At 66.8% G+C, this 12,987-nt stretch carries 9 protein-coding genes; 7 read left to right on the top strand and 2 right to left on the bottom strand.

Going from position 1 to position 12,987, the window contains the following annotated elements:
* Window positions 1-115: 115 nt before the first annotated feature.
* From DOM45_RS19070 to DOM45_RS19055, 4 genes are all read left to right on the top strand, one after another.
* On the top strand, window positions 116-1,684 hold the full coding sequence (locus DOM45_RS19070; protein WP_110603172.1) for a pyridoxal phosphate-dependent decarboxylase family protein: 1,569 nt from the start codon (window positions 116-118) through the stop codon (window positions 1,682-1,684).
* Window positions 1,678-3,000 (top strand): lysine N(6)-hydroxylase/L-ornithine N(5)-oxygenase family protein, encoded by a 1,323-nt coding sequence (locus DOM45_RS19065; RefSeq protein ID WP_110603170.1) that lies wholly within the window; start codon window positions 1,678-1,680, stop codon window positions 2,998-3,000. The genes DOM45_RS19070 and DOM45_RS19065 overlap by 7 nt, the downstream gene beginning before the upstream one ends.
* 52 nt (window positions 3,001-3,052) lie before the next feature.
* A complete protein-coding gene (locus DOM45_RS19060; protein WP_110603168.1) occupies window positions 3,053-5,590 on the top strand; it encodes a GNAT family N-acetyltransferase in 2,538 nt (845 codons plus the stop codon).
* A 128-nt stretch (window positions 5,591-5,718) separates the two neighbouring features.
* Complete coding sequence (locus DOM45_RS19055; RefSeq protein ID WP_110603166.1) at window positions 5,719-6,231, top strand: RNA polymerase sigma factor; 513 nt, start codon at window positions 5,719-5,721, stop codon at window positions 6,229-6,231.
* A 19-nt stretch (window positions 6,232-6,250) separates the two neighbouring features.
* On the opposite strand, the gene DOM45_RS19050 is transcribed toward DOM45_RS19055, so the two are convergent.
* Together DOM45_RS19050 and DOM45_RS19045 are read right to left on the bottom strand one after the other, a co-directional pair.
* Window positions 6,251-6,724 carry a GNAT family N-acetyltransferase gene (locus DOM45_RS19050; protein WP_110603164.1) on the bottom strand — a complete coding sequence of 158 codons (474 nt, stop codon included), beginning with the start codon at window positions 6,722-6,724 and terminating at the stop codon, window positions 6,251-6,253.
* Window positions 6,721-7,959: a hypothetical protein gene (locus DOM45_RS19045; protein ID WP_205909514.1), complete on the bottom strand. Its 1,239-nt coding sequence runs from the start codon at window positions 7,957-7,959 to the stop codon at window positions 6,721-6,723. The genes DOM45_RS19050 and DOM45_RS19045 overlap by 4 nt, the downstream gene beginning before the upstream one ends.
* Before the next feature lie 231 nt (window positions 7,960-8,190).
* Between DOM45_RS19045 and DOM45_RS19040 the strand changes: the two genes are divergently transcribed.
* The 3 genes from DOM45_RS19040 (at window position 8,191) to DOM45_RS19030 (ending at window position 12,946) form a co-directional block, all read left to right on the top strand.
* Window positions 8,191-8,958: an ABC transporter ATP-binding protein gene (locus DOM45_RS19040; RefSeq protein ID WP_110603162.1), complete on the top strand. Its 768-nt coding sequence runs from the start codon at window positions 8,191-8,193 to the stop codon at window positions 8,956-8,958.
* A 146-nt stretch (window positions 8,959-9,104) separates the two neighbouring features.
* On the top strand, window positions 9,105-10,856 hold the full coding sequence (locus tag DOM45_RS19035; protein WP_110603160.1) for an MFS transporter: 1,752 nt from the start codon (window positions 9,105-9,107) through the stop codon (window positions 10,854-10,856).
* Entirely contained in the window at window positions 10,853-12,946 is a 2,094-nt protein-coding gene (locus tag DOM45_RS19030; protein WP_110603158.1) for a RecQ family ATP-dependent DNA helicase, read from the top strand. The genes DOM45_RS19035 and DOM45_RS19030 overlap by 4 nt, the downstream gene beginning before the upstream one ends.
* Window positions 12,947-12,987 lie beyond the last annotated feature (41 nt).

The following is a 12,987-nucleotide window of genomic DNA, read 5'->3' as shown; positions in this document are numbered from 1 at the left end:
CATCAACGCGCGCCCACGGCGTCGCGTAGGCCGCGCCTTTGTCCGCAGGAACGTCATCCCGGCGCTTCCGGCCATCGACCCAGGCGCCGAAGTGAGGCAATCAGGAGGATCTGCCATGCGATACGACACGGAGCTTGCTCCCGCCATTGTGCTACGACACTCCCGACCCGACGGCCGGGACGAACCGCCGGCGCTGTTCAACGAGCAGGCGCTGGAGGCCTACTGCAGTGGCATGCAGCGCTGCGTGGAGCGGGTCCGGGACACCCTGACCCGCGCCCGCAATCCCTGCAGCGGTATCGAACCCCGCGAACTGCAGCCAGCCTTCGAGGCGATCGATCTCGACCGGCCGCTCGACGATCTCGAGGCCAGCCTCGACGAGCTGCAGCGGCTCTATCTCGATCACGCCGTGTACTTCCACCACCCGCGCTACGTCGCGCATCTCAACTGCCCGATCACGCTGCCGTCGATCCTGGCCGAGGCGATCGCCACGCCGCTCAACACGGCGGTGGAAACCTGGGACCAGAGTGCCGGCGCGACCCTGATCGAGCAGAAACTGGTCGACTGGACGGCGGCGCGTGTCGGCCTCGGCGAGGACGCCGACGGCGTGTTCACCAGCGGCGGTACCCAGTCCAACCTGATGGCCTTGAGCATCGCCCGCGACAGCGCCTGCGAGGCGATGCCCGGACACCCCGGCAATCGCCATCACGGGCTCCCCCCGAACTACCGCCAGCTACGCATCCTCACTTCCGAGGTCAGCCACTTCAGCGTCCAGAAGGCGGCCGCGCTGCTGGGCCTCGGCTACGACGCCGTGATCACCGTGCCGAGCGACACTGACAAGCGCATGGATATCGGGGCGCTCGAGACGGCGCTGAACGAGTGCGACGAGGCGGGGCTGATTCCGTTCGCGATCGTCGCCACCGCGGGCACCACCGACTTCGGTAGCATCGACCCGATCCCCGCCATCGCCGAACGCTGCCGCGAGCGCGGCATCTGGCTGCATGTGGATGCGGCCTATGGCGGCGGGCTGCTGCTCTCCCGCCGACACCGTCACTGGCTCGCCGGGATCGAGCAGGCGGACTCGGTCAGCATCGATTACCACAAGACCTTCTTCCAGCCGGTGAGCTGCAGCGCCTGCCTGGTTCGCGACCGCCGCCAGCTGCGCCACATCACCTATCACGCCGACTACCTCAACCCCCGCGACCAGGCCGAGGAAGGCACCCCGGACCTGGTCAACAAGAGCCTGCAGACCACCCGTCGCTTCGATGCCTTGAAGCTCTGGATGACCCTTCGCACGCTGGGTGCCGAGCGCCTGGGCGACTATCTCGACGAAGTGATCGAGCTGGCGCGGCAGACCTACCGGGCGATGCGCCAGCGAGACGACATCGAGGTACTGCTGCCGCCGGCGTTGAGCACGCTGGTCTTCCGTTACCGCCCCGGCGGCGTGGACGACGACAGCGATCTCGACACGCTCAACCAGCAGATCCGCCAGACGCTGTCGCGACGCGGCGAGGCGGTCGTCGCCGGTACGCGGGTCGACGGCCGCTTCCATCTCAAGTTCACGCTGCTCAACCCCATGACCCGCCTCGAGGAGCTGGTGGCGCTGGTGGCGGAGATCGCCCGGGTCGGCGAATCGCTGGCGTCGACCTCTCGTCCATCCCTCGTCTGGAGCCAGTCAACATGCTGAGCCGCATCTACGACTTCATCGCCGTCGGCCTGGGGCCGTTCAACCTCGGCCTCGCCTGCCTGACCGATCCCATCGACGATCTCGACGGTCTGTTCCTCGAGCGCCGTTCGAGCTTCGACTGGCACCCTGGGCTGCTGCTCGAGGATGCCACCCTGCAGACCCCCTTCATGGCCGACCTGGTCACGCTGGCCGACCCGACCAGCCGTTTCAGTTTCCTCAACTATCTGAAATCCCAGGGGCGACTCTACAACTTCTACATTCGCGAGAACTTCTTCCTGCTGCGCAGCGAGTACAACCGGTACTGCCAGTGGGTCACCACGCAGCTCGAGTCGCTGCGCTTCCATCGCGATGTTCAGAGCATCACCTACGACGACACCGAGCAGTGCTATCGCATCCGTTGCCGCGATACCCGGAAGAACGAGAATCGCATCTACCGCGCCCGCCGGCTGGTACTGGGCACCGGCAACGAGCCGCTGATTCCGGCGTGCTGCCAGTCGGTGGCGGAGCGCGTGGTGCACTCTTCCCGCTATCTCGACCACAAGGCCGCGCTGCAGGCGAAGTCGGCGATCACCATCGTCGGCAGCGGCCAGAGCGCCGCCGAGATCTATCTCGACCTGCTCGAGGGGATCGACACCCACGGCTATACCCTGAGCTGGGTCACCCGCTCGCCACGCTTCTTCCCGCTGGAGTACGGCAAGCTGACGCTCGAGATGACCTCGCCGGATTACATCGACTATTTCCATGCCCTGCCCGAGGCGACCCGCAACGCACTGATGGGCCAGCAGAAGGGGCTCTACAAGGGCATCAATCTCGATCTCATCAACACCATCTACGACCGCCTCTACACCAAGAGCCTGCAGGGCAAGGTGGACACCCACCTGCTGACCTGCGCCCAGCTCGAGAGCTGCCGCTTCGATGCCGCCCATCGCCGCTTCGACCTGACCTTCACCCAGACCGAGCAGGATCGCCGCTTCGAACACCAGACGGAGGGCGTGATCCTGGCCACCGGCTACGCGGCGCAGACCCCGGCCTTCCTCGCCCCGATCGAGGACCGGATCCGCCGGGATGGCGCCGGTCGCTATGCGGTGGGCCGTTACTACGGCATCGGCACCGACGACGACATTTTCGTCCAGAACGCCGAGCTGCATACCCACGGCCTGGTCGCCCCCGATCTCGGCATGGCGTGCTACCGCAACGCCTGCATCATCCGCGAACTGGCCGGCCGCGAGGTCTATCCCGTGGAGCGCGGCTTCACCTTCCAGGACTTCGGCGCCCCCGACGACCGCGTGTTCCAGCCCCAGCGAGCCACGGCATGACCGCTGTCGCGCGCCGATTCGCCATCCCCGCTTGCCGTCAGGAGAGAGACGCATGAATCTACCGCAGAGCCGGCTGCCCGCCGCCAGGGTGAACGACGCCACAGGCATCACCACCGATCTCGAGACGAGCGCCACGTCGTCCAGCAGCCTCTATTCGCCCCACGTTCGCTTCTTTCGCGACTGGCCGGGCATCGGCACCCTCGCCCTGCGCCCCCTCGCGCTACGCCAGGATCTCGAGCTCGTGTACGACTGGGTCAGCAGCGAGCGCGCCCGCTTCTGGGGCATGAATGGCGACAGCCGGGATCAGGTCGCCGCCTTCTACCGGGAGATGCAGCAGAGCGACAGCGCCCAGGCGTTCATCGGCCTGCGTGACGGCCAGCCGGCGTTTCTGGTCGAGTGCTACGATCCCCGCCAGGATCCGGTCGGCGAGCAGTACGCCGTCCGGCCCGGCGACCGTGGAATGCACTTCCTGGTCGCGCCGAAAGCGCCAGCGGCCGCGCCGATCCACGGCTTCAGTCAGGCCGTGATCGATACCATCGTGGCATTCCTGTTCAGCGATCCGGGGACGCGCCGCATCGTCGTCGAACCGGACGTCACCAATGACAGGATCCACCCGCTCAACAGCCGGGCGGGATTCGTCTACGCGGGCGAAATCCGGCTGGCGGAGAAGACCGCGCGCCTGGGCTTCTGCACCCGCGAGCGGTTCGAGACGCTGCACGCCTCGCGGCGCCGCGACACTGCCATGGGCGAGGCCAGCGCCCACCTGCGGCCCGATCGCTGGCGGCGCGCCAACCGCGACCTGCTGTGCAAGGCGATCAGCGAGTTCGCCCACGAGCGACTGCTGCAGCCGGTCGCGGAAACCGAGATCGACGCCAACGGCTGGGCCGATTACGTCCTCGTCACCGATAGCGACGATATCCGCTATCGATTCCGCGCGCGGCGGATGGCACTGGATCACTGGTGGATCGACAAGGGAACGCTGGCCAAGACGCGCGACGGCGCCTCCCAACCGCTGGACGTGGCGCAGTTCCTGCTCGAGTGCCGCGCGCGCCTGGGCATCGATCCCGACAATCTGCCCACCTATCTGGAGGAGATCGCCAGCACCCTGGCCGGCATGGCCTACAAGTCAGGCCGTGACGTGCCGCCGGCCGGCGAACTGGCGCTGGCCGACTTCCAGACCCTCGAGACGGCGATGAGCGAAGGTCACCCCTGTTTCGTCGCCAACAGCGGCCGGATCGGCTTCGATATCGAGGACTATCACCGCTACGCACCGGAAGCCGGCGCCGCGATTCGCCCGCTGTGGCTGGCCGCCGCGCGCCACTGCACGGAGTACAGCGCCATCGAGGGCCTCGATGCCGAGACCCTGTTCGCCGAGGAGCTGGATGCGGACGTCCGCGAGCGTTTCGCTGACCGGCTGCGGGCGCTCGGGCTCGATCCCGATGACTACCTGCTGATGCCGGTCCACCCATGGCAATGGCGCCACAAGCTGGCGATCACCTTCGCCGGCGAAGTGGCCGAGCAGCGCCTGGTACTGCTCGGCGAGGCGGACGACGATTACCGCGCCCAGCAGTCGATCCGGACCTGGTTCAACGTCTCGCGGCCCCGGCGCCGCTACGTCAAGTTCGCGCTGTCGATCCTCAACATGGGCTTCATGCGCGGGCTGTCGCCCCACTACATGCGCGGCACGCCGGCCATCAATGCCTGGGTCGAGAATCTGGTCGCAAGCGACCCGGAACTGCAGGCGCAGGGATTCAGCGTATTGCGTGAAGTCGCCACGCTGGGCTATCACCACGCCGGTTTCGAGGCCGCTACCGACAAGCAAAGTCCGTATCAGAAGATGCTGGCGTGCCTGTGGCGGGAGAGCCCCTATACCCGCATCGCGCCCCATCGGCGGCTGACGACCATGGCTGCGCTACTGCACCGGGACGCCGATGGCGATGCGCTGCTGCCGGCGCTGATCGACGCCTCCGGCGTCGGTGCCCAGGCCTGGATCGAGCGCTATCTGGCGGCCTACATGACACCGCTGCTGCACTGCTTCTACGCCCATGACCTGGTGTTCATGCCCCACGGCGAGAACCTGATCCTGCAGCTCGAGGATCACCTGCCGGTCGGCGCGATCCTCAAGGATATCGGCGAGGAGACCGGCATCTTCGACAACGGCCAGTCGCTGCCGGAGGCGGCCCGCCGCATTGCGGTGGAGGTGCCGGAGCACCTGAAGATCCTGTCGATCTTCACCGATCTGTTCGACTGCTTCTTCCGTTTCCTCGCCGAGATCCTGGTGGCCTCGAACCAGCTCGAGGAGGATGACTTCTGGCGGTTGGTCGCGGCGTGCGTGATCGACTACCAGCGCCGTCATCCGCAATTCGCCGACAAGTTCGCGCGCTTCGACCTGTTCGCGCCCGAGTTCACGCTGTCGTGCCTCAATCGTCTGCAGCTGCGCAACAACCGCCAGATGATCGACCTCGCCGATCCGTCGAAGAACCTGCAGTTCGCCGGCACGCTGGCCAACCCCATCGCCGCCTACCGGCCCTCGAGTGACAGTAACAATCAGGAGGCGGGAAAGACCGGGACGCTGACGACGACGAACTGAGCCTACCGTTAAGCGAAACACGTCACCACCGGGCGGCCATGAGGCGCCCGGTGATGACTTATTGCTAATGATTCTCATTTTTGCCATGATCGCGACACTTTTGTCGTTCTGCCCGCGGGGCCGCCCTCATGCGCGAAGCAATGTTCGAATCCCTCTACCGTCAACACCACCACGAGCTGCTCGGCTTTCTCGATCGCCAACTCGGTTCTCGGGACCAGGCCGCCGATCTCTGCCATGACGCCTACCTGCGTCTGCTCGACGCGCCGGTGCGCCGGGTGCTCGACAATCCGCGCGCCTACCTCTTCCGTATCGCTCGCAACCTGCTGATCGATCATCGACGCCGCCAGCACCCCGAACTGATCGCCATCGATGCGCTGGAGCCGGTACTGGTCTGTCCGCGCGTCTGCCCGGAGACAGATGCCTGCCAGCGACAGTGTGTCCATCAGCTCACGCGAACGTTGGGTGCACTGCCCGATCGGCTGCGCCAGGCACTGATCTGGCATCGCCTGGAAGGGTTGACCCAGCGCGAGATCGGCCAGCGTCTCGGCGTCTCGGAGCGCATGGCGGGACGCTATATCGCCCAGGCGACGACCCGCTGTCAGGACGAGCTGGAGATGCTGGACGGCGAGCCACGGCACTGACCGCCCGCTGATCGGCCAGTCAGCCTTCGGCCGACCGATGGCCGGCTCGGTCGGGATACCACGCCATGCCGATGGCATGAGGCTCGGTGGGCTCGAAGCCGAACTGGGCGTAGAGCCGGTGGGCCTCGCCGTCTGCCAGCAGGCTGACGAAGGCGTTTTCCGGCGCCTCGCGCAGGATATAGGCGCGAATCTCGGCCATGATCCGCTTGCCCAGGCCACGCCCCTGGTGTGCCGGCTGCACGGCGATATCCACCACCTGGTAGAAGCAGCCGCCGTCGCCGACGACGCGGCCCATGCCCACCGTCTCGTTTCCCTCTTCCCCCAGGTGGACGACCTGCACGGCAAACAGGCTGCCGGGCAGGCCGCGCTCGGCACCGGCGGCACTGCGCGGGTTCATGCCGGCCTCGCGGCGAAGCCGCATATAGGTCTCGATATCGGGCGGTTCGAGGACCAGGCGATAGGCTTCGTTGTCATCGCAGGCTTCGTGTTTCATAGCGTGGGATCCGTTCTCGCATCGTTTTCCGGTCGAGTCTGCAGTGTGCCATTGCCAGGCGAGCGCTGCCTTTTCATCAGCCATCGCGGCGTTCTCGAGGTCGCTCTCAGCAACGGCACCAGTAGCCACAGCAGCGGCGCCAGCAACCAGCGATAGACGAACCGGACGACGATCAGCAGCGGCAACAGCACCACCACCCAGAGCAGAAACTGCCCCAGCCATACCGGCCAGCCCAGCCATCGCGAGACGTTGGCACCCAGCGCACTGACCAGACTGGGATGCCGCACGACCACATAGGCCGTGCCGGTGATCGCCGCGACCTTGGCGGCCCGCGAAAGATTGACGAAGCGCCCGCCACCGGCCAGCACGCCACGTCCGGCGGCCCGCGCGCCCTGCCCTTCGGCGGCCGCACCCGCCCGCACCGCGCGTCCGGCCCGCAGCACCTTGACCGCGCTGGCCATCACCAGCAGGTCGACGCCCGCCCAGCCGATATCGGCCACCCCGATCGCGTCGCCGCGTCGCCACTGGCTCTCCAGGTCGCGCAGCCCGCTGGTGAAGAGATCACCGAGGTCGCTCACCAGGCGCTCGCTCTGCAGCCACTGCACCTCGCCGTCAGGATCGACCACGAACTGCTGCAGAAAATCGTGGCCCTTGGCATCGAGAATGGCGATGGCGACCTGCCCGCGGCGGGCCGGCGTCAGCGATGAGTCAGTCTTGTCGCTCTCCCCTGGGATCGCGTCCTCGGCCTGGCTCTCGCTATCGCCCTGGCTGGAAGAGACGCCCGCATCGGTATCGCGCGCGTCATCGCCCCACCAGCGCGCCAACCGCTCGCTCGCCGCGCGGTAGCGGGTACCCATCCAGTGCTGCGCCCGCAGCGTGGCGATATCGTGATCGCGGTAATAGACCACCGGCAGGACCGCATCCGCCCCGTAGCGCACCAGCACCCGCTGGAATGCCGGATCGAGCCCGTAATCGAGCAGCGCCGATCGCGCCAGATCGCCGTGGTTCTGGATCGCGAGCCAGGCGCTGGTCCACAGTGCCGGCTCGTCGGCGTAGCTCAGGAAGAGCGCATTGATCTCCGGCGACTCCCCGGCCAGCCCGTCGGCCAGCGACGGCAGGGCCCGCTGGGTTTCCAGTTTCACCATTCGCGGTTCGAACGGTTCGTGGGAGGCGACGGCGGACAGCACGCCCGCACCGACGAGCGCAAACAGCAAGATCGATAGCCACAGTTTCACGGGCTCACGCTCCTTATTCGGGGGTTCACGCATCTTTTCATGGGTCCATGCCCCTCTCCATGAATTCACGCTTATCTGCATGGATTCGCATTCCTGGCGGACGGCTGGTCGACAGGCGAGGGAAGTCACCAGACGATAAACGGCGACAACTGCCTTTGATAACCGTTCGTATTTGAATTAGGATTGCATTCCGTCACGTGACCCACCACTCACCGCGAGGTTGCCCCGGCCATGTTCGAAGTCCAGTCGGCGAGCTTCGAGATTGCGGGCAAGGCGCTGCTCTCTCCCATCGATTTCACCTTCGGTGAAGGCCGGGTCTATGGCCTGATCGGTCACAACGGTTCCGGCAAGTCGACACTGCTGAAGCTGCTCGCGCAACAACAGCCGGTGAGCCAGGGCAGCATCCGGCTCGATGGCCGGCCGCTGTCGCACTGGAAGCCTCGCGAGTTCGCCCGCCACGTCGCCTACCTGCCGCAACATCTGCCCAGCGCGGAGAACCTCACCTGCCGCGAACTGATCGGTTTCGGCCGCTACCCCTGGCACGGCCTGCTGGGCCGCCTCAACGGCCACGACCATCAGCAGATCGAGCGTGCCATCGCCCTGACCCACACCGAAGCCTTCGCCGACCGCTTGGTCGATACCCTTTCCGGCGGCGAGCGGCAACGGGTCTGGCTGGCGATGCTGCTGGCCCAGGGTAGCCGCTACCTGCTGCTCGACGAGCCGCTGGCCGCACTCGACATCGCCCATCAGGTCGAAGTGCTGGCGCTGGTGCGCAAGCTCTGTCGCGAGCTAGGGCTCGGCGTGATCATCGTGCTCCACGACGTCAACATGGCCGCGCGCTACTGCGATCACCTGGTCGCGCTGCACAGCGGCAAGCTGCTTGCCGAAGGCGCGCCCGCCAGCATGATGAACGATACCAACCTGGAAGCCATCTACGGCATCCCCATGCGGGTCATGAACCACCCCGCCGACGCCTGTCCCATCGCGGTACTGCAGTAGACGGCCATCGCCGCTGTCACCATGATATCCATCGTTCCTGACATGGGGCTTGCCGGTTAGCGATAGCACTGGACCCTCGCAGGCGGACCAAGGATGCTAATCTCCAGGCTTTGCCTTCCGATTCGCCTCCTGTCTGCGAGCTTGTCATGCTGCAACCCGTTTCCCGCCAGAGCGACCTGACCCTCGAACCCGAGCAGACGCCGCCACGCCCGGCGGATGTCAGCACCTTCGCCCCGCTGGGCGTCCCCGCCTTCCGGATGATCTGGATCGCCAACCTGTTCGCCAACCTCGGCTTGTGGGCGCAGTCGGTGGCGGCGGCCTGGGTGGTGACCTCGAACGACGGCGGCGCGGTGGCGGTGGCGATGATCCAGGTCGCGGCGGCGCTGCCACTGGTGCTGATGTCGATCGTCACCGGCGTGATCGCCGACAACTACGATCGCCGCAAGGTGATGCTGTTCGGGCTGGGCATCGAGGTCCTGGGCGGCGTGTTCGTTACCCTGATCGCGTTTCTGAATCTGCTGTCACCGACCTTACTGATCGTCTCGATTCTGTGCGTCTCGATCGGCGGCGCGATCACCACCCCCGCCTGGCAGGCCGCGGTCAACGAGCAGGTGCCGCGTAACCTGGTCTCGAGCGCGGTGCTGCTCAACAGCGTCAACTACAACGCCGCCCGCGCCATCGGCCCGGCCATCGGCGGGTTGCTGCTGGCCGCAGTGGGACCGTCGTGGATCTTCCTGCTCAACGTGCTCTGCTTCTGCGGGCTGATCGCCGCCCTGTGGCGCTGGAAGCGTGCCGTACTGCCCAAATCCCTGCCCCCGGAGCGCATCTGGGAAGGCGTCAAGGCGGCGCTGCATTTCGTCCAGTACTCCAGCGTCACCCGGCTGGTAATGATGCGCTCGTTCATCTTCGGCATCTCCGCCAGCGCGCTATGGGCGCTGCTGCCGCTGCTGGCCCATCAGCATCCCAGCGGCAGCGCCTCGCTCTACGGCTACATGCTCGGCGGCCTCGGCGTCGGCGCCATCGCCGGCAGCACACTGGTCAACCGGGCCCGCCAGCGTCTTGGCAGCAGCCGGCTGATCAGTTTTTCCGCCATGCTGCTGGGGCTGGTGATGCTGGCGCTGGGCGGGCTCGACACGTTATGGGTGCTGTTCCCGGCACTCATCGTCGGCGGCAGCTGCTGGATCGCGGCGGTGGCTTCCTATAACTCCTCGGTACAGATCCTGGTCCCGGACTGGGTCAAGGCGCGGGCACTGGCGCTGTACCAGACTGCGCTCTACGCCGGGCTGACCCTGGGTTCGCTGCTATGGGGGCAACTGGCGGAGGGGCTGGGCGTGCAGATGGCGCTGATGCTGGCCGGCGGATTGCTGATCGTCTCGGCGCTGCTGCTGCTTCCCTCCAAGCTGCCGAACCTGGACGCCGGCGATCTGGTCGAGGCGCCGGAGGCCCACACCGATCAGCCCGATTTCGAGTTCAACCCGGCGCGGGGCTCGGTGATGGTGACCGTCGAGTACCGCATCGATGGTGACCATCTGCGGGAATTCGCCCGCGCCGTCCGTCCGCTGCGCCGGCTGCGGCTGCGCAACGGCGCCAAGCGCTGGTCGCTCTATCGGGACGTCGTCGATCGCGACCTGTGGCAGGAGGTCTTCCTGGTGCCCAACTGGCTGCAGCACCTGCGCATGCTGGATCGACTGACCCTGGCCGACCGCGCCATCATCGACCGGGTCACCGCGCTGCACAGCGGCCCGGAGGCGCCGCGCCTGCGCCACGGCGTCAGCTATCGCTCGTCGCGACACGCCCAGCCGTCGTTGACGCCCCACCAGACCGAACCGCCCGCCGAGGAGTCGGCCGACGCCCAATCGCTGGCGGCGACCGCGCCGTGGCCCCAGGAGAGAACATGACCCAGGCGAACATCCAGAGCGCCCGCGAAACCCTACTCGACGTGTTCGGCTTCGCGGAATTTCGCGGCGGCCAGGAGGCCGTCGTCGAGCGCGTCATCGCCGGTCGCTCCACCGCGGCGATCTTCGCCACCGGCGCCGGCAAGTCGCTCTGCTATCAGTTGCCGGCGCTGCATCTGCCGCATCTCACGCTGGTGGTCTCGCCGCTGCTGGCGTTGATGCAGGACCAGTTGGCCTTTCTCCAGCGCCATGGCGTGGCGGCCGCAAGCCTCGATTCGACCCAGGATCGCGACACCGCCCGCGAGATCATGGAGCGCGCCCGGCGCGGCGAGCTGAAGATCCTGATGGTGTCGGTGGAGCGGCTCAAGAACGAGCGCTTTCGTCACTTCCTGCGTCAGGTGGCGATTTCGCTGCTGGTCATCGACGAAGCACACTGCATCTCCGAGTGGGGCCATAATTTCCGGCCCGACTATCTGAAGCTGCCGGATTACCAGCGCGAGTTCGGCATCCCCCAGGCGCTGCTGCTGACCGCCACCGCCACCCCCGCGGTGATCGACGACATGCGCGCCAAGTTCGCCATCGCCGAAGACGATGTCGTCACCACCGGCTTCTATCGCGACAACCTGGAGCTGCTGGTCCAGCCGGTCGAGACCGACAGCCGCCTCCCCGCGCTGGTCGAATGGCTGGCGCCGCAACGCGCATCACAACAGCAATCGCCCACCATCATCTACGTCACGCTGCAGCAGACCGCCGAGTCGGTGGCGAAGGCGCTGGCGAACCAGGGCTTTGCGGCGCGCGCCTATCACGCCGGCCTCGACAGCGAGACCCGGGACCGGATCCAGCAGGGCTTCATGGAGGGCGAGATTCCCTGCATCGTCGCTACCATCGCCTTCGGCATGGGAATCGACAAGGGCGATATCCGCAACGTCATCCACTTCGACCTGCCCAAGTCGATCGAGAACTACAGCCAGGAGATCGGCCGCGCCGGACGCGACGGCAAACCGTCGCGCTGCCTGATGCTGGCCGGTCGGGACGGCCTGCGGGTGCTCGAGAACTTCGTCTACGGCGACACCCCGGAGCGCGAGGGTATCCGCCACGTGCTCGGCGAGATCGCCGACGCCGGCCGGCAGCCGGCGCGCCAATGGCCGGTGCTGCTCAACACGCTCTCCCGCGACAGCAACGTCCGGCTGCTGCCGTTGAAGACGCTGCTGGTCCGGCTCGAGATGCATGGCGTCATCGCGCCCCGCTTCGCCTACCTGGCCGAGTATCGACTGCGCTATCTCGACGACACCGCCGCCCTGATCGCGCGCTTCGAAGGCGAGCGCGCCGACTTCGTTCGCCTGCTCGTCGACAACATCGCCGTCGCCAGGACCTGGGGCACGGTGGATTTCGAGCGACTTCATCAGGCCGGTGCCGCCGCGGGGATCGATGCCTCGCGCTCGAGGGTCATCGCCGCCCTGGAGTACTTCCAGGACAAGGGCTGGGTGGTGCTGGAAGGCAAACGCATGACCGACGTCTACGAGGTCCGCCAGCCCGAATTCGATATCGACGCGCTCGCCGATCGACTGCTGGCGGAGAGCCAATCCCGGGAGCAGGCGGAGATCGACCGCCTCCAGGCCATGCTGGAGCTGTTCGAATCGAAGACCTGCCTGACCCGGCGACTCGCCGCCTACTTCGGCGACACCCGGTTCGAGCAGCCCCAGGCCACCCAAGGCTGCGGCCAGCAGGATCAGACTGCCCAACGCCGCAGTCAGGCCGCCCAAGGCTGCGGCCAGCCGGATCAGGCCGCCCAAGGCTGCGGCCACTGCTCGGTCTGCCACGGCCATGTCGCACGTCTGCCGGAGGCACCGGCACTGCCCGCACTGACCGATGCCGACTTCACCCGCCAGGCCGGGCCATTCATCGAACGCCACCGCGAACAGCTCGGGACGTCGCCCGGCGCGCAGCGCATCGCCCACTTCCTGTGCGGGCTGTCGATGCCGGTGTTCACGCCACTCAAGGCGCGGCAGTTGAACGGCTTCGGCGTCCACGAGCAGCGACCCTACCCCGACGTCAGGGCGTGGATCGAGCAACGGATGGCCCAACCAGGCTGAGCGCTTAGCCTCTCCAGCGTCGACGCCCGCCTCTGATTCGG

This window comes from Salinicola lusitanus, assembly GCF_003206045.1.
Taxonomy (GTDB): Bacteria; Pseudomonadota; Gammaproteobacteria; order Pseudomonadales; family Halomonadaceae; genus Salinicola; species Salinicola lusitanus.
Note: the sequence above shows the minus strand (reverse complement) of the source record. Positions and strands in the feature narration are given on the sequence as shown.